Genomic DNA, 23,429 nt, shown 5'->3' on the forward strand with positions numbered 1-23,429 from the left:
GTCTCTTCATCATGCACGCCTTGGCGCAACTCGCCGAATTCGTCAGCGGCCATCCAGCCGGCGCGCTTCCCGACAGGACGCGCGAGGCGATCTCGCTGCTGCTTCTCGATCTGTTCGGCGCCACCGCCGCCGGATTGAATTCGCCGCTGGCGTCGGCCGCGCGCCAGGCCGCGTCGGATGCCTATGGGAGAGGCGATGCCCAGGTCTGGCTGACCGGCGCGCGCCTCAGCCCCGCGGGGGCGGCGATGGCCAACAGCGCCGCAGCCAGCGCCCTGGACATCGACGACGGCCATCGCGGCGCTGCCGGCCATGCCGGCGCCGGCGTCATTCCCGCGGCGCTCGCCGTCGGACAGGTGACCGCGGCCTCCGATGCCGACATTCTCGACGCCATCGCGCTCGGCTACGACGTGGCGCTGCGCGTGGCGTCTTCCCGCCCCACGCCCACCATCGAAACCTATGCCAGCGGCCGCTGGGTCGGTTACGGGGCGGCGGCCGCCGCCGGCCGCCTTCTGGGGCTCGATGCCCGGAAAATGGCGCATGCGCTGGCCATAGCCGGCAGCGAAGGGCCGATCGTCTTCCCGACCGGAACGTCGAAATTCCAGGGCAGCACCGTCAAGGAGGGCATTCCGCCGGCCGTCGTGGCCGGGGTGACGGCCGCCTATCGCGCGCGCGCCGGGGCCACCGGGCCGCTGGATCTGCTCGACAACGAAGCGCGCTACGACCGCGCGGTGCTGCTGGACGACCTCGGCAGCGCATGGGAACTCCAGAAATGCTATCTGAAGCCCTATGCGTGCTGCCGGTACATGCACGCCGCCATCGACGCCATCCTGTCGCTGCGCCAGCAGGGCCGCGACATCAGGCGGCTGCGCATCGAGACCTTTCCGCAGGCGTTGCGGCTGGCCAACGAGAGGGCGCCGAACTCGCTGGAGGGCGGGCAGTACAGTTTCTATTTCAGTTGCGCGCTTGCCGCCCTGCGCGGCAGCGAGGCCCTGCAGCCGGTCGACCCGGGCAGCCTGACGGACCCGGATGTCCTCGGCCTTGCCGGCAGGATCGAACTGGAGACGTCTTCGGATTTCGCGGCATCGTTCCCGGTCCGCACGCCGGCCCGCGTCCTTATGGACCAGGGCGACGGCGTCCGGGAACTGGTGATCGACCATCCCCTCGGCGACGTCGCCAACCCGATGACCTGGGACCAGGTGACGCGCAAGTTCACCAATATCGGCAGGATCAGCCTGAGCGATGGAAGCCGCCAGGGGATCATTTCCGCGGTGGGGGATCTTCACACGGTCGGGTTCGCTCCGCTGCTGGCGGCGCTCGACCTTCCGCAGGCAGCCAACTGACAATAACGGAGGAGAAAACGATGATATCCAGACACCTATTTTCGGGAGCGCTTGCCGTTCTCCTGGCGTCCACCGGGCTGGCCCTGTTGCCGGCCCATGCGGCGCAGACGGAACTCAGGCTCGGCGCCGCGGCCGCGGATGTCGGCAATCTCGATCCGCACTTCGCCTCCAGCACGTCGGACCGCACGCAGGTCGCCTGGATATTCGGCGCGCTGGTGCGCTTCGCGCCCGGCTCGACCGATCCGGCGACCATCGAGCCGGACCTGGCGGAAAGCTGGCAGGCGAGCGACGACAAGCTGGTCTGGACCTTCAAGCTGCGCCACGGCGTGCAGTGGCAGCACGACTACGGCGAGGTCACCGCCGAAGACGTGGTGTTCAGCCTGAAGAAGGCGGCTGACCCGAAGCGCTCGGCCTTCGCTTCCGACTATACGGCGTTCAAGAGCGTCGAGGCGGTCGATCCCTATACGGTGAAGATCACGCTTTCCAGCCAGGTGCCGAGCATGCTCGGGCTGCTGACCAATTATTCGGGCGGCTTCATCATCTGCAAGAAGGCGTATGAGGAGCGCGGCGACGATTTCACCCGCAATCCGGTCGGCTTCGGTCCCTTCCAGTTCGAGTCCATGGAACCGGGCGTTGCCGTTCATTATACGGCGCACCAGGGCTATTTCCGCGGCAAGCCCAAGATCGAGAAAATCACCTACCGCCTGCTGAATGCCGCCGCCGCCCGCGACCTCGCCTTCACCGCGGGCGAGATCGACGTCGAGGCCGGCACCGCCGACCAGCGCTGGCTACAGCGCGTCAAGGCCGCGCCTGGCGTGAAGATCGATATCTTCGACCCGTCCGAACTCGCGGTGCTGCACCTCAACCGGACACAGAAACCGTTCGACGACATTAAGGTGCGGCAGGCTGTGGCGCATGCCGTGAATGCGGCCGAGATCGCGCAATTCCGCGGAGCGGACTTCACGCGCGTCGCGAAATCGGTCATTCCGTCGAACAATCTGGGCCTCAATCCCGACCCGGGGCTGTTGTCCTACGACGTCGAGAAGGCGAAGGCCCTGCTGGCGGAAGCCGGGTATCCGGACGGCATCACGATCAAGATGATCTCCAGCCAGATGCCGAGTTACGCGACGACGGACCAGATCCTGCAGGCGCAGCTGGCGAAAGCCGGCATCAAGCTCGACCTGCAGCCGGTGGAACATGCCACATGGCACCAGATGATCCGCAAGGACCTCAGCCCTCTGGTGGACTACAGCGCGGCGCGTTTTCCGGTGGCGGATATCTATCTGACGCAGTTCTACGATTCCAAGAGCGCGATGGGGCAACCCGCCCAGGTGACGAATTTCAGCCATTGCAGCGTCGCCGACAAGCAGATCGAGGCAGCGCGCACCGAGGTCGATCCCGAGAAACAGATCGCCTTGTGGCAGGAGGCGCAGAAGCTGATCGTCGCCGACGTCTGCGGCGTTCCGATCACCGAGACGGCGCAGGTCTGGGCACGCACCGACAAGCTCGACTGGGGCTTCGAGCTGAAGGGCTCGATGTCGCTGGGCCCGTTGCTGACCGAGCAGACCCACTTCGTGGACTGATCTTCACCCTTCGGGGCCGTGCCGCGGCGCGGCCCCGGATTTCGCCCGAGCATCGAAATGGCCAAGCTTACCTATCCCCGATACACCAATCTCTGCGGTTGGAACGCCATGCTGCCGGCCCGCCTGCCGCGGCCGGCTCTCGACCGCGACCTGACGGTCGACGTCGCCGTCATCGGAGCAGGCTACACCGGCCTTGCCGTCGCGAGGCGCCTTCAGGAGATCGACCCGCAGGCGCGCATTGCGGTGATCGAGGCGACGACGGTCGGCGAAGGCTCCTCGGCACGCAACTCCGGCTTTACGAGCTCGCACCTGCTGCCCCGCAACGCCACGATGGAAATGGCCGAGAAGGCCCGCGTGCAGGGCCGCTTCTATGCCGATGCCTTCGACTGGCTGATGAAAATCGTCAACGACAACGGCATCCAATGCGACATACAGCATTCGGGATCGATCCGCGCCGCGGCGACCGAAGCGGGCGAGACGTCGCTGCGCAAGGTGGTGGAGGTGGCGCGCATCAACAACATCGCCCACTCCGTCCTGTCGCGCGAGGATATCCAGCGCCGCATCGGTTCCCCCTATTACCGCTTCGGCCTCTATATGAAGGACACCATCCTGCTGCAGCCGGCGGCGCTGATCCGCGGACTTGCCGACGCGCTGCCTTCGTCCATCCCCCTGTTCGAGAACACGCCGGTGACGGCGATCCGCAAGCAGGATGGCTGGGTGGTGGAGACGGCCGGCGGCGTGGTGAAATGCAAGCGTCTAGCGCTCGCCACCAACGGCTTCATTCCCAAATTCGGGTATCTGAAATCGCGGATGGCGACGATCTATACCTATGCCGCCGTAACCGAGGAGATTGCGGACGCCCGCCTCGGCGCGATCGGCGAGTCCGAAGCCTGGGGGCTTCTGCCGTCGCATCGGCTCGGCACGACGCTGCGCCGGATCGGCCGCAACCGGGTGATGGTCCGCAGCCTCTATGCGCATGAAGCCGAACTCGACGAGCGCGAGGCGACCGCCGCCCTGCGCGATCGCTTCGTTAGGCGCTGGCCCGATCTGGCCGACATAGGGTTCGAATATCTGTGGAGCGGCACGACCGCCTTCACCATGAACGGCGCGCCGTGGTGGGGGCAACTCGACGAAGGGCTCTACGCGTCGGGCGGCTGCAACGGCAGCGGCATCGCCAAAGGCACCATGCTCGGCCGTCATCTCGCCGAGCTGATCTTGGGCCGCGAAGGCGCCTACGACGCGATGGCGCAGAGCATGGGCCGCGCAAGCTGGATCGCCCCCGAACCCTTCCGCACGATCGGCTTCCACGTCGTCTCGGCGCTTGAAAGCCGCAAAGCGGGACTGGAGATGTGAAGGGGGTTCTCGTCAGCAAGCCGTGAAACCGCCATGCGCGGTCACGCCGCAGGTCCGCAAGGTCCCGGCCGGCTCCGGTCAGTCGAGGCGAAGGCGATGGCGCTGGGCGAGTTCCTTCGACGTCGCTTCCAGCTCCTTCTCGCGCCGTCCGGCGTCCCACCCCAACGCGGCCGCCACGATGTCGGCGATCTGTTCGAGAGCGCGGCGGCTGAGCCGCCCGGTGATCGCCAGTGCGGTTCGGCGCATGACGATGTCGGCGAGATGGACGACGCGTTCGTTGCGCGCCAGCCAGTCGATCTCCGCCAGCGTGTAGTCGGGCGCGTCGGCGAGCGGCTCGGCCTGCCGCCCGGCTTCGTGCGCCAGAACGGCGCGGGCCGTCGTGCCGTAGCGGCCGAGCAGGATTTCGGCGCGCGCCGATGATGCCCCCGTCTCGGCCGTGACGGCGGAGAGCCAGTTTTCGCGCGCGGCGGTGTCTGCCGGAAAATCGCGGCCGCCGCCGATGGCGAGGCCCTGCGTGCTCACGCGCCGCGACCGGCCAAGCCTCGCCAGCAGCCCGTCTGCCACCTCTTCGGCAAAGCCGCGGAAGGTCGTCCACTTGCCGCCGACCAGCGAGACGATCGGCCAGGTTCGGCTATCGTCTGCCTCCATGACGGGCGCCGAATGATCGCGGCTGATCAGGCCCGGCGCGGTGGCATCCGACGCCGGCAGCGGACGGATGCCGGAATAAGCATAGACGATCTGCTCGCGCCCGAAGGAAAGGCCGGGCAGAAGATCGCGCAGGCTCGCCAGGAAATAGTCGATCTCGTCATCCTCGCAGCGCACCGTCTCGGGATCGGCGGCGCGGATGTCGGTCGAGCCGACCAGCGCGCGGCCGAGATAGTCGAACACCAGGCAGATGCGGCCGTCGTTCGCCTCGAAATAGATCATGCGGCCGTTCAGCGCCCGCAACAGATCGGGGTGATCGAGCAGGATGTGCGAGCCCTTGGTGCCGCCGATCAGCTTTGTCGAGGCGCCGAGCGCCGCGTTTACATGGTCGATCCAGGGTCCCGCCGCGTTGACGACGACGCGCGGCCGGAAACTGCGCTCGGCGCTGGCGGGCAGGGCGAAGCGCACGACCGTACCGTCGCTCTCCCGCAATTGCGCATAGTTGAAGGCCCCGGAGTCGGGATTGGCCCTGATGCCGTCCTGAAGGAGTTCGAGCACCAGCCGCTCGGGATGGCGGACGGTCGCGTCGTAATATGTGCCGGCCGCGACGATGCGCGGCGTCAGCGGGGGAATCTCGGTCAACGCCCGCGCTTTCGACCACAACGCGTGCCGGGGCATGACGCGGCGGCGGGCGCCGTAGAAGTCATACAGGGCGAGGCCGATCTTGATCAGCAGGGCGCCGCGCCCGCGCGGGGCGGTCGTGCTGCCGAAAAGGGTGCGCAGCGCCGCTCCGATGCCGGTCAACCAGGAAAAGATCGGGATGACGGTCGGCAGCGGCCGCACCGCGTGCGGCGCGTTGCGCAGCAGGAGGTTGCGCTCCAGCGTCGACTGCGCGACCAGGCCGAACTCGCCCGTCTCGAGATATTTGATACCGCCGTGGATGAGCCGCGAGGGTGCTGCGCTGGTGCCGGAACCGAAATCCGCCTTGTCGACGATCGCCACCGTCAGGCCCTGTTCGCACAGGTCGCGAAACAGGCCGGCGCCGTTGATGCCGGCGCCGATGATGAGGACATCCACATTTGACGGCGTTTGGGTCATTGCACCGGAACGATCCTGAGATTGACCCCGGCCGCCCGCAGGCTGCCCGCGATCTCGGCAGGGAGACCGTCGTCGCTGATGACGAGGTCGAAATCGGCGAGGTCCGCGAAGAGATGCAGCGCCACCTTGCCGAATTTGGAGGAATCGACGAGCAGTACGGTGCGCGAGGCGACGGCGGCCATCGCCTGCTTTACCCGCACCACCTGCGGGTCCTGGATGAGCGCCGCGGTGCCGTCGATCGCCGAAGCCGAGCAGACGAGCAGATTGACCCTGATCTTCTCAAGCGCGCTCTCGCAGATGTGGCCGATGAAGGCGTTGTAGGTCGGGTGGTATTCGCCGCCGAGCAGGATCAGGTTCAGGTCGTCCATGCCCACCAGTTGCTCGGCCAAAGGCAGGCTGTTGGTGACGACGGTCGACGGGGCGACCTGCGGCAGGAGCGGGCCGATCGCGTTGACGGTGGTCGAATCGTCGATCAGGACGACCTGGCCAGGCTCGATCTCGGCCAGCGCCGCCCATGCGAGCGCCTGCTTGGCGGCGGTCGCATGGGCCGCGCGGAAGCGAAAGAGGCTTTCATACACGCCGGACGGCTGCGCGCTGACGGCGCCGTGCAGCTTGCGCAGCACGCCCTGGCGCGCCAGTTCATCGACGTGGCGATGGATCGTCATGCGCGAGACGCCGAAGGCCGCCGCAAGTTCGTCGATGCGCGCCTCGCCATGCTGAACGATATAATCGGCGATGTCCTGCCGGCGATTGCCCGCGCTCATCGGTCTTTCCCTTCCGCGAGCGCTTCGATCGCCGGCCAGGTGTCGGCGAGGCGGTCGGCGATATCGCAATGCAGCCGGTAGCGCCTGTCCAAGGCGGCGCTGCGGTCGGGATTCGGCCGGCAGGTGCGGCCAAGCGCGGCGGGGCCACGCGGATCGTGCCGCAGCGAGGCGAACAGGCCGACGCCCGCGCCGGCGCACAGAGCCGCCCCCCATGCGGCGGCTTCCTCCGTGTCGGTCACCGTGATCGGCATGTCGAGCACGTCGGCGAAGATCTGGGCGAAGGTGGGATTGCGCGAAATGCCGCCGGTCAGCCGCGCCTCGCGCACGGGAAAACCTTCGCGCAGCGCATCGACATGAACGCGATGGTTGAAGGCGATGCCTTCGATCACCGCCCGCAGCATGTCGCCGCGGTCATGCCAGCCGCGCAGCCCGAGGAATCCGGCGCTGGCGGCCGGGCCGTGCGGCGAGCCGAACAGGTAGGGATGGAAGAGCAGGGTCGAGGGCCTTGCCAGCGCCGCCTCGATTTCCGGTCCGACGACAGCGTGGATCGACCGGCCGTCGGCGTCCGCCGCCGCCCGCTCGGCGCCGCACAGCGTGTCGAGGAACCAGTCGTAGTTCGCCGCCGATGCCGGCGAGATCGACATGTTGTTCCATTCGCCGGGTGCCAGCCCGTTGCGGCAGAACCACCGGCCGTCGATGCGCGGCGCGGTTGAGACCGTCTCGTTGATCGAATAGGTGCCGGCGACGACGGCGACCACGCCTTCGCCGTAGCCGCCGACGCCGAGCGCGGAGGCGGTCACGTCGTGCAGGCCGGCCACGACCGGCGTGCCGGCGAGGAGCCCCGTTTGCCGGGCGGCCTGCGCCGTGACGGCACCGACAGGCCGGTCCGGACGGTCGACCGGCGGCAGCGCCCCGGCGAGCGCTTCGAGGCCGAAGATCGACAGGATGTCGGGCGCGTAGGCTTGCGTATCGACCGCCGTGAAGGAGGTGCTCGCCTCGGTGAGATCGGTGCCGAGGCTCCCGGTGAGGCAGAAGCGCAGCCAGTCCTTGCAGGCGAGCACATGGCCGATATCGGCGAAGCGCTCCGGCTCGCGGTCTCGTATCCAGGCCAGCAGCGAGGAGGGAGCGGAGGCGTGCGGCGTCTGCCCGGTTCGCGCCAGCGCCTTTTCTGCCGTCCCGTCGGCTTGCCACCGGGTTGCAACGTCTCCGGCCCGGCTGTCGAGCGACAGGATACCGTATCCGAGCGGCCGGCGGTCGCGGCCCAGCATATAGAGCCCGTCGCCATGCGCCGTGGCGGCGACGGCGGCGATGTCGGAGGCCGGGCGACCGCACTCGGACACGGCCTGCGCGATCGCCTCGGCCGTGGCCTGCCACAGGCCGTCCATGTCGCGCTCGACATGGCGCGGCTGCGACATGATCTGCGTGACCCGGCGACGGGCGACAGCCAGCGGGACGCCGGACTCGTCGAAAACCACCGCTTTGGTGACAGTCAGACCGCTATCGATTCCCAGCAGGCAGGGCATCCGGACCTCGCATGCAAGCGGCATGGATTTTGAGAGAAAATCTCATATCACGATGTTAGATTAACATCAATGATCGTTACGTTCTGTCCTTGAGGGTGGAAGCGACGACGACGTTCATGCCGCCGGCCTTCATCGCCTCGACCTGCCTGGGCGGCGTCCCGTCGTCGACGACGATGGCGTCGAACTCGTCGAGCGCACACATGGCGTGCAATGCCCGGCGCTCGAACTTGGTGTGGTCGGCCAGCAGGACGCGCATGGCGGCGCTGTCGAACATGGCGCGCTTGGTTTCCACCATTTCCGGCGACTGGTGGAACACCATGCCGTCGGTGATGGCCGACATCGACATGAACAGGCAATCGGCCCTGAGCCGCCTGATCTCCGTGACGGTGACCGGCCCCATGAAGGCATTGCACCAATTGTAGAACTGTCCGCCGAGTCCGAGCAGGGTGAGGTCGCGCGTGCCCTTCAGCTCGTTCATCAGCGTGATGGAATTGGTGATAGCCGTCAGCGGCACGCGCGCGGCGAGATGCGGCACGAGCTGAAGGACGGTGGTGGAATCGTCGAAGAAGACGGCCTGGCCGGGTTCCAGGAAGGCTGCCGCCGCCTGCGCGATCGCGCGCTTTTCGGTCGACTGGCGCGAGGATCGGTAGAGGTCGCTCGATTCGATAAGGCTGGTCGGGGCTGCCGAAACGACGCCGCGCGTCTTGCGCAGCAAACCCTTCTCGATCAGTTCGTCGAGGTCGCGATGCGCGGTCATCAGGCTGATGCCGAAACGCTCGGTGAGGTCCTCGATGCGCATCGTGCCTTCCGCCAGCACGGCTTCGGCCATCATCTGGCGGCGGACAAGCTGGCGCGCATGACGGCTGTCGGCCGGCACCTCATCCCCGGCAAGGGTCTTCAACGCCTGCTCGGTCCGACTCTCGCGATGTTTCATCCAAGCCTCTCCTGCGATGCCATTCGCACATCCGGCGCAGATGGCAAGCGGCGCCTCACGGGCTGGCGGATCTTGTGCAGCGGAAAAGGGGCGCGTCGCGCGCGCCCCTTCATGCGTCGTGCCTTACTCGGAAAGCGTGAACGGCCCCGTGTATTTATCGACATTGTCCTTGGTGATCAGGGCGCAATCGAAGAGCTGCTTTTCGGAGGACGCACCTGTCTCGCCGGTCTTGATGAACTTGTCGGCCTGCTTCACGGCTTCGGCCGAGAAGACCGCGACAGGCTGCAATACGGTATATTGCAGTTCACCCGCCTTGACGGCGGCGACCGCGTCCGGCGAACCGTCGAAGCCGCCGACCTTGACCTGGTCGAGCTTGCCGGCCTCCTTCAGCGCCGCGATGGCGCCCAGCGCCATCTCGTCGTTGCCGGAAATGACACCGACGATGTCGGGATGCGCCTGCAGCAGCGACTGCATCTTCTGGTAGCCCTGGGTGCGGTCCCAGTTGGCGACTTCCTTGCCGACCTTCTTCAGGTCCGGATACTGCGACAGCACGGTCTCGTAGCCGTTCGAGCGGGTGGCGGCGTTGTTGTCGGCCGGGTTGCCGAACAGCTCGACATAGTTGCCCTTGTCGCCGATCGCCTCGACCCATTGCTGCGCGCCGATCGCCGCGCCTTGCGCGTTGTTGGAGACCAACTGCGCCTTGGCGAGACCTTCCTGATTGATCTCGGCATTGACGAGGAAGACCGGGATGTTGGCCGCGACCGCCTTCTTGACCGCGCCGATCGAGCCGTCGGCATTGGCCGGATCGAGAATGATGGCCGCGGACTTGTTGGTAATGGCGGTGTCGATCAGCGTGCTTTCGGTGTTGGTGTCGCCCTTGTGCGCGCTGACATTAGCCGTATAGCCGAGGCTTTCGGCGGTCGCCTTGGCGACCTGGCCCTCGGTCAGCCAGTATGGGTTGGCCGGATCGGTGACGATGATGCTGATGAGGCCCTCGGCCCACGCCTGGGTCGCCATCAGCGGCAGTGCGGCGGCTGCGATCATCAGCAGCCTTCTGGTCTTGTCGATCATTTTCTCACTCCCTTTTACGATTGCTGGACCGCCGATTTCTCGGCCTTCTTTCCGGTTACGGTCTCGACTGCGGTTCCCGTCCCGGAGAAGCTCTGTCGGGGGACGGCGTCATCGACGGACGCCGCGCACCCCGTATTGGATCGTGTTCATCAGCACGGCGAGCACGATGACGGCGCCGGTGAAGACGGTCTGCCAGTAGGAGGACACGCCGATGATGACGAGCCCGTCCGACAGGAAGCCGATGACGAAGGCGCCGAGCATGGTGCCGCGCACCGTGCCGCGGCCGCCGGTCAGCGCCGCGCCGCCGATGACGACGGCGGCGATCGCCGTCAGTTCGTAGGTGGTGCCGGCGGTCGGGCCGGCCGAAGTCAGTTGCGACGACAGCACAAGGCCGGCTATCGCCGAAAGCACGCCGGACAGCGTGTAGACGGTGATCTTGACGAAATTCACCGGCACGCCGGAAAGGTCGGCCGCGTTCTCGTTGCCACCGGAGGCGTAGAGCCAGCGGCCGAAGGAGGAACGGGCGAGCATGAGGCCGGTCAGCACGGCCAGTACGGCCAGCACGATGACGCTGATCGGCACGCCGGCCAGCCGGTTGAAGCCCAGCCAGTCGAAGCCGGTATTGCCGAGTTCGGGCCGGCCGGCGAGATTGTTGTAGGTCAGGCCGTTGGTCATCAAAAGCGCGATGCCGCGCGCCATGTACATGACGCCCAGCGTGGTGACGAAAGCGGGCACCTTGAACCAGGCGATGAGGACGCCGTTCAAGGCGCCGAGAACGGCGCCGAGCGCGCAGGTGAGCACGACCACCGCCCAGACAGGCGGGAACAGGATGACGCCCAACGGCTTCAACACCACGCCCTGCATCAGCGCGCCGGCGACGACGCCGCACAGCGCCAGGATCGAGCCGACCGACAGGTCGATGCCGCCGTTCAGGATGACCAGCAGCATGCCGATCGCCAGGATGCCGTAGATCGCCACATGCGACGACATGATGAGGAAGTTGGAGGCGGTGAAATAGTTCGGCGACAGCAGCGAAAAGACGATGACGATCGCGATCAAGGCGAAGAACGCCCGCCCCCTGAGCAGGAGTTTGACCGGATTGGCACCGCTCAGGATGCCGGACCCCGTGGAAGACAGTCGTTTGGCGTTCGTTTCGGTCATGTCGCGATCCCGCTCACGCTGCCTCCGCCTCGCCCGAGGCGGCCATGATCTTTTCCTTGGAAACGTCGGCGCCGAACTCGGCCGATATCCGGCCGCGCCGCATGATGACGATGCGATGCGCGATCGACAGGCATTCGTTGACTTCCGACGTGGTGTAGACGACGGCCTGGCCGGCGGCGGCGCGCGCGGCGAGAATGCGGAACACCTCCGCCTTGGCGCCGACATCGATGCCGCGGCTCGGCTCGTCGAGCACGATCACCTTGGGGTCGGTCGCCAGCATCTTGCCGATCACCACCTTCTGCTGGTTGCCGCCGGACAGCGAACCGATCGGCGCGTCCGGCCCGTCGGTCTTGACCGTCACGTCGCTGATCGATTTCCGGATCAGCGCCTTTTCCAGCCGGATCGACGTGAACACGCCCCGGGTGAATTCCCGGATCGAGGCCAGCGACAGGTTCTGGCCGACCGACATGGTCTGGACCAGTCCGTCGCGCTGGCGGTCTTCCGGCACCAGGGCGAGGCCGCGCGCGATGCGCTCGCCTATGGAGAGATGGGAAATCTCCCTGCCGTCGAGGACGATCTCGCCCGAGGTGGCGGTGAAGCGGCCGGCGATGGTTTCGAGAAGCTCGGTGCGGCCCGCGCCCATCAGGCCGTAGATGCAGACGATCTCGCCGGCCCGGACCTCGAGCGACATGCGGTCGACGACGTTGTAGCCGCCGCCGGCCGGATCGGGCACGGTCAGGTCGCGCACGGCCAGCATCACCGGACCGAATTCGTAGCCGGTCGGCGGGCTGCCGAGGTCGTAGTTCTCGCCGACCATGTTGCGCACGATCCATTCCAGGTCGATCTCGGCGCGCGGCGCCGAGGCGGTCATGTTGCCGTCGCGCAGCACCACCGCATGGTCGGTGATCTGCAGCGCTTCCTCCAGATGGTGCGAGATGTAGACGATCGACACGCCCTTGGCGGTCAGGTCGCGGATGACCTTGAAGAGCACATCCACCTCGGCGGCGGAAAGCGCAGAGGTCGGCTCGTCCATGATGAGGATGCGGCTTTCGACCGACAGTGCCCTGGCGATCTCGACGATCTGCTGCTGGCCGAGGCGCAACTCCTCGACCGGCGTCAGCGGATCGATGTCCTCCTCCAGTTCCTTGAGCAGGTCGCGGACCTGGCGCTCCTCGGCTCCATAGTCGACGCCGGCCGGACCGGTGATCTCGCGGCCCATGAAGATGTTGTCGCGGACGGACAGGTTGGGCGCGAGGCTGAGTTCCTGATGGATGATCGAAATGCCGTGGTTGCGGGCGTCGGTGGAGGAGGAGAAGACGATGGGCCGCCCGTCGAGGACGATCTCGCCCGAGGTCGGCTGGACGACGCCCGACAGGATCTTCATCAGCGTCGATTTGCCGGCTCCGTTCTCGCCGAACAGCGTCGTCACCTGGCCGCGGCGGATGTCGAAATTGACGCCCTTCAGCGCCTTGATCCCGCTGTAGGACTTGGCGATGTTGCGGGCCGCGAGGACGACCTCGCCCTTTGCCGGGACGTTTGCCGGCGTGGAGCCTGAAGCATCGCTCATTTGACCGTGACCTTCACGGGTGTGATGAGCCAGTTCTTGGGATTGATCAGCCGGAAAGCGCCGAAAATCTCCATCGTCTTGCCCGACAGGCTTGCCGTGTCGATCTCGTCCAGCACGGCCTTCTTCATGGCACGGTTGATGCCGGAGCCGGCGTCCTGGTATTCGATCTGGTTCTTGAAGGAGCCGAACGCGATGTCGCCGGTCGCGTCGCGCAGGTCGGTGCCGTTGATGGCCGGCCCCATCTGCACGCGGACATGGATGTCCTCAGGTGCCCCTTCGACCTTGAGGTCGTAAACGCCGGATCTTGCTTCTCCGGCCGTGCCGGTCAGCCGGACAGGCATGATGGCGCCGGTCGAGGACGCGGTGCCGTACTGGGCGGCCGCCGCCTTCTTGTCCGCCAGGACCGCGGGACCCAGGGTCGCCGCGTCGACCGCGTGTTCCACGACAAAGGTCTGGATACGGGGAAATTCCTTGTCGCCGAACTGATCGGGCGAGAAAGCTTCCTTGCGCACATCCGCGTCGGAGCCGATCCCGACCACTTTCGTGTCGAGCGCGATCGCAGCGAGAACCACGATGCCGAGGCCGATGGCGATCGTCAGGCCACGGCGCGACGGGGCAGGGGCTTTCGGCGTTCGGGCTGGCATGACGTTCATCGTTCAAGCTCTTGTTTGGGTTCAAGCTCTTGGTTGGGATGGAACCGGTGAATGCCGAGGGAGGCGGCGTCGGCTGCCGGCGCGCGTGGCCCGATGCCCGCCTGGCGGTGACAGCACGTTTCCGAGCCAATTGCCTGCATCGATGCTCTCCGCCCCCGATCTGTGATGCGCGTTTCCTCCCGCATCGTTTTCAGTCCGCATTCATGTTATATCCGTGTTATATTTGCGTCAAGTATGTTAGGTTTCGGAACCGCTCCGATATGGCCCGTTGTTCTGCGAAAACGATTTTCGGCGGGCGAATTGTCAAAGGTATTGCCATACCTGAATTCGCCTCATCGGACCGGTGTCGTGGTTGGATGGGGTATGCGCTTCATCTTTGCGGATGCGGTACAGGGGTCGTTCCAATACTGGAATATTGTCATTAACCGGTTAATCAGACAGTGTTTTTTCTCACAGCCACATTTCTCGCAAGGTGCGGCAGGCTAACCTGAAATGCCTCGAGCCCCTTGTGTTTGCGCCTGCGCCTCCCTCGGCGAAGCTGCTGCGCCGGGCGCTGTTCCTCGCGGTCTCGATCATATCAATATGGCTGAATAAAACTACGGTGCCAGCAAAAAAATTCATGCATTGTGTTATTTCCATGATAGTTTTAGAATGCGGACGAGAGGGCGCCGTGTATGGATGCGCCACCGCGCGTTCATGGAGCTGCGTTCGCGGCGAGGCGTATGCAGGCAAACGGGGAGGAGAACAGGCATTGCCCTGCTGTCGAGCGGCGGATGTTTCCGCACAAAGATCTGAAGGAGCAGCGGATGTCTGAACCGGACAGCGTCGATCTGTTTGTGATCGGCGGCGGGATCAACGGTGCTGGTCTTGCGCGGGATGCGGCGGGGCGTGGGTTGTCGGTTGTGCTGGCCGAGAAGGGGGACCTGGCCGAAGGGACGTCGTCGCGCTCGGGCAAGCTGGTGCACGGGGGGCTGCGCTATCTCGAATATTACGAGTTCCGGCTGGTGCGCGAGGCGCTGATCGAGCGCGAGGTGCTGTTGAAGGCCGCACCCCACATCATCTGGCCGCTGCGCTTCGTGCTGCCGCACAGCCCTGAGGACCGGCCGGCCTGGCTGGTGCGGCTCGGCCTGTTCCTCTACGACCATCTGGGCGGGCGCAGGCGGCTGCCGGGCACGCGCACGCTGGACCTGCGGCGCGATCCGGAAGGGACGCCGCTGCTCGATCGCTATACGCGCGGCTTCGAATATTCCGACTGCTGGGTCGACGATGCGCGCCTGGTGGTGCTCAACGCGCTCGACGCCGCCGAGCGGGGCGCGCAGGTGCTGACCCGCTCGCCCGTCGTCTCGGCCCGCCGCGAGGACGGCGCCTGGACGGTGACGACGACAAATGCGGCGACGGGGGGCGCGGCGACGGGAAAAACCCGCACCTTCCGCGCCCGCTGCCTGGTCAACGCGGCCGGGCCGTGGGTCTCGGACGTCATCGGCCGTGTGGCGGGATCGAATTCGTCGCGCAAGGTGCGCCTGGTCAAGGGCAGCCACATCGTGGTGCCGAAGTTCTGGGCCGGCGCCAACGCCTATCTGGTGCAGAACCACGACAGGCGCGTCATCTTCATCAACCCCTATGAGAACGGGCTGGCGCTGATCGGCACCACCGACATCGCCTATGAGGGCCGCGCCGAGGACGTCGAGATCGACGAGAGCGAGATCGACTACCTGATCGCGGCGGTCAACCGTTACTTCAAGGAGAAGCTGCGCCGGCGCGACGTGCTCCATGCCTTCTCTGGCGTGCGGCCGCTGTTCGACGACGGCAAGGGCAATCCGTCGGCCGTGACGCGCGACTACGTCTTCGACCTCGACGAAACCGGCGGCGTGCCGCTGCTCAACGTGTTCGGCGGCAAGATCACCACCTTCCGCGAACTGGCCGAGCGGGGTCTGCACAGGCTCGGGCACGTCTTCCCGCGGATGGGCGGGGACTGGACCGGCAGCGCGCCGCTGCCGGGCGGCGACATCCCCGGCGCCGACTACGAGACATTCGCCGACAGCCTGCGCGAGGCGTGGCCGTGGATGGGGCGCGATCTCGTCCATCACTACGGCCGCCTCTACGGCGCACGCGCCAAGGACGTCGTCGGGGACGCCGCAAGCCTGGACGATCTCGGCCGCCACCACGGCGGCCTGCTCTACGAGGCGGAGGTGCGCTATCTTGTCGCCAGGGAGTGGGCGCGCACGCCCGACGACATCCTCTACCGGCGCACCAAGCACCACCTCCACCTCACAGATGCCCAACGCCGCGCCTTCGCATCATGGTTCGAGGCCGAGCATCTCGCAGAGGCCGCGTGAATGACAAAGCGACTATCAACAACACGCAGGCGCGACGACTTGAGATGGCTGCATTCAGCCTGAGCCGCCCTGAAGGCATTGACGGAAAGCGGCGGCGGCGACAACGACGAGTTTGCTGGAACCGGATTTGAAGAATGGCGATCGGATGACTGGCAGGTGATTGCGCGGACCGTCGAAAGCATCGCATTCTGGGGCAAAACCGGAATCCGACGAGACAGCGCTTGAGAGAACGTCGCAAAGGGGAACGAACATGCTGAAACAGGCAGGCGCAATCGATCCGGAACAGTCGCTGGCCATCCGTGCCGCGTGGCTGCACTATGCCGGGGGGCTGACCCAGTCGGCGGTCGCGAAGCGTCTCGGCCTGCCCTCGGTCAAGGCGCACCGCCTGATCGCGCGCGCCGTCGCCGAAGGGGCGGTCAAGGTGTCGATCGACGGTGAGATCGTCGAATGCGTGACGCTGGAGAACGAGCTGTGCGACCGCTACGGCCTGGATTCCTGCGAAGTGGCGCCCGACCTCGGGGAAGAGGGCCTGCCGCTACGCGCCCTGGGCCTCGCCGGCGCGAGCTACCTGCGGCGCGAGATCGAGCATGGGTCGAGCGATCTTATCGGGCTCGGCCACGGACGCACGCTGGCGGCCGCGATCGGCCAGATGCCGCGCTTCGACGCCAGCCACGTCCGCTTCGTCTCGCTGCTTGGCGGCCTGACGCGCAACTATGCGGCCAATCCGCACGACGTGATGCACAGGCTGGCAGAGAAAACCGGCGCGCAGGCCTATGTCATGCCGGTGCCGTTCTTCGCCAATTCGGTCGAGGATCTGGAAGTCCTGCTATCGCAGCGCGGCGTGCGCGAGGTCTTTGATCTCTCGAACCGCGCGCCGCTCAAGATCGTCGGCATCGGCACGGTTCACCAGCGAACCCAACTCGTCGCCACTGGCATGATCGAGCCGCGCGAGATCGAGGAGATCGTCGCCATCGGCGGCGTCGGGGAAATGTTGGGCCACTTCTTCGACGCACATGGTCGCGAACTGGAAACGACGCTGACGGCGCGCACCCTGTCCGTCGATCTCGAAAGCGGGCATGAGGGGCGCATCGTCGCCATTGCCGGCGGTCCGGGAAAGACCGAGGCGATCCGCGCGCTGCTGGCCAGTGCGAAGCTCAACGGCCTCATCACCGACGAGCCGACGGCCCGGGCCCTGCTCGAAAAATGACAGGCCCGACAGGTCCCGCAGTCCTGTGGCCGTCCAATGGTTTCCGGCTCAGCCTTCGGGCGTCCGGTTGCGCAGCTCGGCCTGGATTTGCCGCAGCACCGAAGATGCCGTTTCGAGCTCCTCGTCTCCTATGAGCGAGACGAGTTCATGGCGCAATTCGGCAAGCACCATGTTGATCGACTTCATGCGCACCATGCCCTCGTCGGTCAGCGTCAATATCTTGGCCCGCCGGTCGCTGGCATCCTCGCGGCGGGTGACCAGCCCTTCGGCGACCAGAAGATCGATGAGCCGAACAAGGGAGGGGCCTTCCAGCCCGGCCTGTTCGGCCACGGCACCCTGACGCGCCTCGCCGCCCAACTGCCACAGAGCAAGCAGCGGCATCGCCACGGCGTGCGACAGACCGTAACGGTCCAGTCGCTCGTTCGCGGTGCGACGCCAAAGGCGGGCAATGCTGGTGATGAGCTGGCCGATCGATTCGCGGCTTCTGGATCGTTCATCTGCCATTGAAAATTCTTCGCATACAATCTATTTTGATACAATCAATATCGGGATATCGACCCCTGTTGCTCCGATATCCGCTTCCAAAGGAAGGGCGACACCGTTGCCCTTGAACCACTCGTGTCGCGTCCCACCCTCCAGCCACCGACAATGCATTCATACGCCTCATCCCGTCGAGTCCCCCGGGCAAGACCGGAGAGTCCGGTCTCCGTCGCCGGTCGGCACGGCGTTTCGGCGTTCGGCCGGATCGCAGCCATCGGGGTGTCGGCATGACGCTCCCCTCGTGGCAGGACTGGCTGTTTTCGGTCAAGGCGTTCATCGCCTCGATGCTGGCGCTCTATATCGCGCTATGGTTCGATCTCCCGCGGCCCTATTGGGCCATGGCGGCAGTCTATGTCGTGGCCAATCCGCTGGCCGGCGCCACCTCGTCCAAGGGGCTCTACCGGGCGCTGGGGACGTTGATCGGAGCCGCGGCCTCGGTCTTCTTCCTGCCGGTGTTCGTCACCAGCCCCCTTCTGATGAGTGTGGTGGTGGCGCTTTGGACCGGCAGCCTGCTCTACATCTCCCTGCTGGACCGGACACCGCGGAGCTACGTCTTCATGCTGGCGGGCTACACCCTTCCCTTGATCGCGCTGCCGGCGGTCGATGCGCCCGAGACGATCTTCGACATCGCCTCGGCGCGCAGCCAGGAAATCATCCTCGGCATCGTCTGCGCGAGCGTCGTCGCCCAGGTTGTGTTTCCGGTCGGCCTCTCCTCACTGCTGTCTTCGCGGATATCCAAGTGGCTCGGCGACGCCGCTTCATGGGCGGGCGATATCCTCCAAGGCGGGGGCGCGGCTCCGTCCACGCCGCTGGCTCGCCAAAGACTGGCGTCGGACATATCCGGTCTGGACATCCTGATCAGCCAGCTCGGCTACGACCCGCAGACGCGCGGCGTCACGCGACAGGCGCGGCAGTTGCGCGGACGGCTCATGCTGCTGCTGCCGTTGCTGTCTTCACTGTCGGACCGCTTGCATGGCCTGAAAGCGCAGGGCGGCGAACTGCCGCCGCACCTGTCGGATTTGCTGGGCGATGTCGGGTCGTGGCTGGAGACAGCGCAGGATCCGGACCGCGCCCCTGCCCTGCGCGCCCGCATCGGCGCGTTGCGGCCCGCCTCCGACCTAACGGACTGGAACGGCATGATCCTCGACAGCGCGCTGGCGAGGCTGCGCGAGATCGTCGACGTCTGGCACGACTGCCTGATCCTGAACGCGAAAATCGCCGAAGGCGATCCGCGCAGCGGCAGGCTTGCCTTCCGCAGGCGCCGCACCTTCGCGCGGACCCGTCACCACGATTACGGAATGCTGTTCTTCTATGCGGCTTCGGTCGTTGCCGCCACGCTGGTCGCCAGCGCGATCTGGATCTGGTCCGGCTGGGCGGAGGGATCCGGCTTCGTGCTCATGGCGGCGGTGTCCTGCTCGTTTTTCGCCGCGCAGGACCGCCCTGCCCCGCTTCTGCGTTCGATGTTCGTCTGGTGCTCGGTGAGCCTGGTGGCCACCGGCGTCTATCTTTTCGCGATCCTGCCGTCGATACAGGGATTCACGATGCTGGCCCTGGTGCTCGCGCCGCCGTTCCTTGTGCTCGGCACGCTTATCCCACGCCCCCAACTGAGCATGCTGGCCATGCTGCTCACCGTGAATACGGCGTCCTTCATTGCCCTGGGCAACCGCTTCTCGGCTGATTTCGCCGCTTTCGCCGGCGGCGGTCTCGCCGCTCTGGCCGGCGTCGGCTACGCGCTCGTGTGGACCCTCGTCATGCGGCCGTTCGGCGGCGAGATCGCCGCCCGCCGCCTCCTGCACGCCGGCTGGAGGGACCTTGCCGACCTGGCGGCAGGCGACCGGCCGCGCGACCAGCGCCGGCTCGCCGGCCTCATGCTCGACCGTCTCGGCCAGATCGTCCCGCGGCTGGCGGGCGTCGAAGACAGGGAACTGTCGCGGATCGACGGCTATGCCGAAATCCGGCTCGGCCTCAACATCGTCGAATTGCAGCGGATGCGTCGCCGGCTGACGGTTGAAGAGAGGGGAGCGGTCGACAGGGTCCTCTCCGGCATAGCCGCCCTGTATGACAGCCGTGTCCGTCGGCGCGCGGCCCTGGAGGCCTCCCCGCGACTGCTCTCGCAAATCGATTTTGCCCTCGCCGCGCTTTGCGGCCGCATGGCCATGCCGGCGCGCCGTTCGATGGACGCGCTGGTCGGCTTGCGGCGCGCCTTGTTTCAAGATGCGCCCGCACCCAGCCTGCCGTTGCCCGCCCAGACCATTCCTCTCGCAGCCGAGTAGAAAAACCGTGCACAGCGACATCAACCTGTTCGGCGTCTATCTCCCGGCCCTTCTCGTCCTCATGCTGGCGGCCTTCGTCGTCGCCCGCATCGTCACGCAGGTGCTGTCGCGGACAGGGCTTTATTCCATCGTCTGGCATCGGGCGCTGTTCAACCTCGCCCTCTATGTCCTCATCCTCGGCGCCATGTCGTCGCTATCGGGTCAGTCGTTTCCATGAAATTCCGTTTCTTGCGCCTTGCAGGCAGGGTCCTCGTCACCGCCATTATCGTCGCCGCCGCGTGCGGCGTGGCCTGGAAGCTCTGGGACGAGAACATGAACGACCCCTGGACGCGGGATGCCCATGTGCGCGCCGATATCGTGGGCGTGACGCCGGATGTCTCCGGCCCGGTCGCCGACGTTCTCGTCAGGGACAATCAGGCGGTCAGGAAAGGCGATGTCCTTTTCCAGATCGATCGCCAGCGCTTCGCCATCGCTCTCGATCAGGCCAAGGCGGCGGTTGAGGGCAAGCAGGCGACGCTCGACCAAGCCAGAAGAAACCTCGACCGCCTGAAACGCCTGACGCTGTCGGTCGTCAGTGTCCAGCAGGTCGAAGAGGCGCAATCGGTGGTCGCCGAGGCGGAATCGGACAGCCTGCAGGCGAGCGCTGCCCGCGACCTGGCGCAGCTCAACCTGGATCGTTCGACCGTGCGGGCGCCGGTCAACGGGATCATCACCAATCTCGGCCTGCGTCCGGGAGACTATGTCTCCGCCGGCCAGTCGACGATGGCGCTTGTCGACACCGACACGGTGCGCGTCGAAGGATATTTCGAGGAAACAAAACTTCCACGCATCACGGTCGGCGCAAAGGCGTCGATCAGGCTGATGGGATCGTCGAACCCGTTGACGGGCCATGTCGAAAGCATCGCCGCGGGCATAGAAGACCGTGAACGCACGGCCGGCACCCTGCTGGCGAACGTCAATCCCACCTTCACCTGGGTGCGGCTCGCGCAACGTGTGCCGGTGCGCATCGCGCTGGACGGCGATCGAGCCGACAGGGCAAGGCTGGTGGCCGGGACCTCGGCAACCGTTGTCATCGATCGCCCCTGAGCGGACCGCACGGGTTCGACCCGTCGAGGGTCGCCGGTTTCTCGCATCACAAACTGGGTCAAACCGGCCAATACTATATGCTCACCTCTCCGCCGGTCGTTCTCGGCACAGCCGCTTCGGCTCAATCGTAGGAAGAAAGACCGGCGTAGGAAGAAGGACCGGGCCTGCCACTGTCGTCAAACGGCAGTAGCAGCCGGTCTTTCGCATGTCGTGCACGCGCTCTGTGCGCGGCAGGCGACGCGGCTCGGACGATTTCTCGCTTTTCGACAAGCAGGACTTCCTGCAGCTCCATGTCGCGCGGCAACGGAAGCTTTCCCCTGCGCCCGACTGCTGCATAGCGCGGACGAGACTGCGCCCCTCTCCTGGCCAACAGCGTTCATAAAGCCTGTAACCTGGCGGATGGCTCGGGCAGCGACGTTGCACCCAAGGCGAAAGCCGGCCTCCCACTCGGCGAGGGATCGTAGAGGTGCGCCGGGGCCTGTCGCGCGGCGTTCGCAACTTTCTCGGCAGACGTCCCTTGCAAACCCTCTCAACTAGTATATCAAATATATTAGTTAGCGGGAGCAAATCCCTCGTGCCGAGGTCGAGCAAACTGACGATGACATGCCTGTTCCATCCGGCCGGTCTTCCCGGCGCCGCCTTGCAGCCCGTTTCGAAGGATACGGCTGAATGAGCGATCCCGCCGCCGCCCCAGTGCGCGAAGCCCGTGGCAGACGCGCGCTCACCGGCCGCGGCGTCGGTGACTCCAACAGGCCGGCGAGCGCCGCGTCGCTGATCCATGCCGGACTGCGTGACGACATTGTTTCCATGCGGCGGGCACCGGGGGATCCGATCGCCGAGAAGGAGATCGTGGAAACCTACGGCGTGAGCCGGACGCCGGTGCGCGAGGCCTTGCTGAGGCTGGCGAACGAAAAACTGGTCGATATTTTCCCGCAGTCGGGCACCTTCGTCGCCCATATTCCGCTGCGCGCGCTGCCCGAAGCGATCGTCATCCGTACGTCGCTCGAAGAGACGGCGGCGCGTCTTGCCGCCGGCCGCGCCACCCGCAGCCAGGTCATCGGCCTCCATGCCGTGATCGAGAAAATGCGCGAGAGCGAAGCCGCCGGCGACCGGGAAGCCTTCCACCAGGCGGACGAGCGTTTTCACGCCGCGGTCGCCGAGATGGCCGGCTATCCGGGTATCTGGGCGGTCGTTCAGCAGGTCAAGGTGCAGGTCGATCGCTACCGGCGCCTGACGCTGCCGCAGGAGGGCCGGATGCTGCGCGTCATCGAGGAGCATACGGCCATCGCCAGGGCGATCGAGGCGCGTGACCCGGTCGCCGCCGTCGCGCATATGAGCGGGCATCTGAGCACGCTCATCACCGATATCGACGATATCAAGGACCTCAACCCCGACTATTTCGTCGACGCCCCGGCGCAAACGCGCGGGTCGTGACGGTCATTACATTCTGGAGCAGTCATGAAGATCGACGTCAGGCAAGCCAGCCATCCGGAAGCGGCGAAGGGATTCGACACCGCCGCGCTGCGCCGGCATTTCCTGATCGAGAGCCTGTTCCAGCCGGACGAGATCGCCCTCACCTACAGCCATATCGACCGCCTCGGGGTCGGCGGCGCGATGCCTCTCGTCAAGGCGCTCGAACTGACGGCGCCGAAGCCTATCGGCACGACCAGCTTCATGGCGCGCCGCGAGCTCGGCGTCGTCAACATCGGCGGGGCGGGACGCGTGCAGGCTGACGGCGCCGTCCATCATCTCGACACGCAGGAGGCGCTTTACGTGGCGATGGGCAGCGGCGAGGTCCGCTTCGAGAGTGTGGATGCCGCCAATCCCGCCAAGTTCTACCTGGTCAGCGCGCCGGCACACGTCCGTCACAAGACGGTCAAGATATCGCAGGCCACGGCCAATGTCCGCGAGCTAGGCAGCCCGGCGCAGGCGAACGAGCGCACCATCTACCAGATGATCCATCCGGACGTGTGCGCCTCCTGCCAGCTCGTCCTCGGCATGACGGCCCTGAAGCCGAACAATATGTGGAACACCATGCCGTGCCATACGCATGACCGGCGTTCGGAAGCCTATCTCTATTTCGACATGCAGGCCGACGCCCGCGTCATCCACCTGATGGGAGAGCCTCAGGAGACCCGCCATCTGGTGGTCGCCAACGAGCAGGCGATCCTGTCTCCCGGCTGGTCTATCCACTCCGGCGTCGGCACGTCCAACTACGCCTTCATCTGGGCGATGGCCGGCGACAACCAGGATTTCGACGACATGGACATGGTGCCGATGGAGGCGCTTCGGTGA

At 66.0% G+C, this 23,429-nt stretch carries 19 protein-coding genes; 10 read left to right on the forward strand and 9 right to left on the reverse strand.

Features of this window, described 5'->3' with window-relative positions; genetic code table 11:
* The first annotated feature begins 11 nt into the window (after positions 1–11).
* From ABMA46_RS18090 to ABMA46_RS18100, 3 genes are read left to right on the forward strand one after another with little or no spacing between them, the layout of a single operon-like run.
* A complete protein-coding gene (locus ABMA46_RS18090) occupies positions 12–1,340 on the forward strand; it encodes an MmgE/PrpD family protein (RefSeq protein WP_349001398.1) in 1,329 nt (442 codons plus the stop codon).
* 20 nt (positions 1,341–1,360) lie between these two features.
* The gene (locus ABMA46_RS18095; RefSeq protein WP_349001399.1) at positions 1,361–2,923 is read left to right on the forward strand and encodes an ABC transporter substrate-binding protein; all 1,563 of its coding nucleotides are present in this window, start codon (positions 1,361–1,363) and stop codon (positions 2,921–2,923) included.
* A gap of 57 nt (positions 2,924–2,980) precedes the next feature.
* The gene (locus ABMA46_RS18100) at positions 2,981–4,276 is read left to right on the forward strand and encodes an NAD(P)/FAD-dependent oxidoreductase (RefSeq protein WP_349001400.1); all 1,296 of its coding nucleotides are present in this window, start codon (positions 2,981–2,983) and stop codon (positions 4,274–4,276) included.
* A 78-nt stretch (positions 4,277–4,354) separates the two neighbouring features.
* On the opposite strand, the gene ABMA46_RS18105 is transcribed toward ABMA46_RS18100, so the two are convergent.
* The 8 genes from ABMA46_RS18105 to ABMA46_RS18140 all read right to left on the reverse strand — a co-directional run bounded on the left by ABMA46_RS18105 (position 4,355) and on the right by ABMA46_RS18140 (position 13,692).
* Positions 4,355–6,019, reverse strand: a complete 1,665-nt coding sequence (locus ABMA46_RS18105) for a glycerol-3-phosphate dehydrogenase/oxidase (RefSeq protein ID WP_349001401.1) — start codon at positions 6,017–6,019, stop codon at positions 4,355–4,357.
* Positions 6,016–6,783, reverse strand: coding sequence for a DeoR/GlpR family DNA-binding transcription regulator (locus ABMA46_RS18110; protein ID WP_349001402.1), 768 nt, complete (start codon positions 6,781–6,783; stop codon positions 6,016–6,018). Before ABMA46_RS18110 ends, ABMA46_RS18105 begins: the two co-directional genes overlap by 4 nt.
* Positions 6,780–8,306, reverse strand: a complete 1,527-nt coding sequence (locus ABMA46_RS18115) for an FGGY-family carbohydrate kinase (RefSeq protein WP_349001403.1) — start codon at positions 8,304–8,306, stop codon at positions 6,780–6,782. The genes ABMA46_RS18110 and ABMA46_RS18115 overlap by 4 nt, the downstream gene beginning before the upstream one ends.
* 76 nt (positions 8,307–8,382) lie before the next feature.
* A complete protein-coding gene (locus ABMA46_RS18120) occupies positions 8,383–9,240 on the reverse strand; it encodes a DeoR/GlpR family DNA-binding transcription regulator (RefSeq protein WP_349001404.1) in 858 nt (285 codons plus the stop codon).
* Positions 9,241–9,363: 123 nt separating this feature from the next.
* Positions 9,364–10,311, reverse strand: coding sequence for a D-ribose ABC transporter substrate-binding protein (locus tag ABMA46_RS18125; protein ID WP_349001405.1), 948 nt, complete (start codon positions 10,309–10,311; stop codon positions 9,364–9,366).
* Between the two features lie 108 nt (positions 10,312–10,419).
* The gene (locus ABMA46_RS18130) at positions 10,420–11,472 is read right to left on the reverse strand and encodes an ABC transporter permease (RefSeq protein WP_349001406.1); all 1,053 of its coding nucleotides are present in this window, start codon (positions 11,470–11,472) and stop codon (positions 10,420–10,422) included.
* A gap of 13 nt (positions 11,473–11,485) precedes the next feature.
* Positions 11,486–13,039 carry a sugar ABC transporter ATP-binding protein gene (locus tag ABMA46_RS18135; protein WP_349001407.1) on the reverse strand — a complete coding sequence of 518 codons (1,554 nt, stop codon included), beginning with the start codon at positions 13,037–13,039 and terminating at the stop codon, positions 11,486–11,488.
* Entirely contained in the window at positions 13,036–13,692 is a 657-nt protein-coding gene (locus ABMA46_RS18140) for a DUF2291 family protein (protein ID WP_349001408.1), read from the reverse strand. The genes ABMA46_RS18135 and ABMA46_RS18140 overlap by 4 nt, the downstream gene beginning before the upstream one ends.
* A gap of 806 nt (positions 13,693–14,498) precedes the next feature.
* On the opposite strand from ABMA46_RS18140, the gene ABMA46_RS18145 reads away from it, so the two are divergent.
* Both ABMA46_RS18145 and ABMA46_RS18150 read left to right on the forward strand, forming a co-directional pair.
* Positions 14,499–16,028: a glycerol-3-phosphate dehydrogenase gene (locus tag ABMA46_RS18145; RefSeq protein ID WP_349001409.1), complete on the forward strand. Its 1,530-nt coding sequence runs from the start codon at positions 14,499–14,501 to the stop codon at positions 16,026–16,028.
* Between the two features lie 250 nt (positions 16,029–16,278).
* Positions 16,279–17,235, forward strand: coding sequence for a sugar-binding transcriptional regulator (locus tag ABMA46_RS18150; protein WP_349001410.1), 957 nt, complete (start codon positions 16,279–16,281; stop codon positions 17,233–17,235).
* Between the two features lie 48 nt (positions 17,236–17,283).
* Here ABMA46_RS18150 and ABMA46_RS18155 read toward each other — a convergent pair whose 3' ends face one another.
* Entirely contained in the window at positions 17,284–17,739 is a 456-nt protein-coding gene (locus ABMA46_RS18155; RefSeq protein ID WP_349001411.1) for a MarR family winged helix-turn-helix transcriptional regulator, read from the reverse strand.
* A gap of 263 nt (positions 17,740–18,002) precedes the next feature.
* On the opposite strand from ABMA46_RS18155, the gene ABMA46_RS18160 reads away from it, so the two are divergent.
* The 5 genes from ABMA46_RS18160 to kduI all read left to right on the forward strand — a co-directional run bounded on the left by ABMA46_RS18160 (position 18,003) and on the right by kduI (position 23,429).
* Positions 18,003–20,048, forward strand: a complete 2,046-nt coding sequence (locus ABMA46_RS18160) for an FUSC family protein (protein WP_349001412.1) — start codon at positions 18,003–18,005, stop codon at positions 20,046–20,048.
* Positions 20,049–20,055: 7 nt separating this feature from the next.
* The gene (locus ABMA46_RS18165; RefSeq protein WP_349001413.1) at positions 20,056–20,265 is read left to right on the forward strand and encodes a DUF1656 domain-containing protein; all 210 of its coding nucleotides are present in this window, start codon (positions 20,056–20,058) and stop codon (positions 20,263–20,265) included.
* Positions 20,262–21,134, forward strand: coding sequence for an efflux RND transporter periplasmic adaptor subunit (locus ABMA46_RS18170; protein ID WP_349001414.1), 873 nt, complete (start codon positions 20,262–20,264; stop codon positions 21,132–21,134). The genes ABMA46_RS18165 and ABMA46_RS18170 overlap by 4 nt, the downstream gene beginning before the upstream one ends.
* Before the next feature lie 669 nt (positions 21,135–21,803).
* Entirely contained in the window at positions 21,804–22,568 is a 765-nt protein-coding gene (locus tag ABMA46_RS18175; protein WP_349001415.1) for a GntR family transcriptional regulator, read from the forward strand.
* 24 nt (positions 22,569–22,592) lie between these two features.
* Positions 22,593–23,429: a 5-dehydro-4-deoxy-D-glucuronate isomerase gene (gene kduI, locus ABMA46_RS18180; protein ID WP_349001416.1), complete on the forward strand. Its 837-nt coding sequence runs from the start codon at positions 22,593–22,595 to the stop codon at positions 23,427–23,429.

This window comes from Mesorhizobium hunchu (assembly GCF_040081975.1).
GTDB lineage: Bacteria > Pseudomonadota > Alphaproteobacteria > Rhizobiales > Rhizobiaceae > Mesorhizobium > Mesorhizobium hunchu.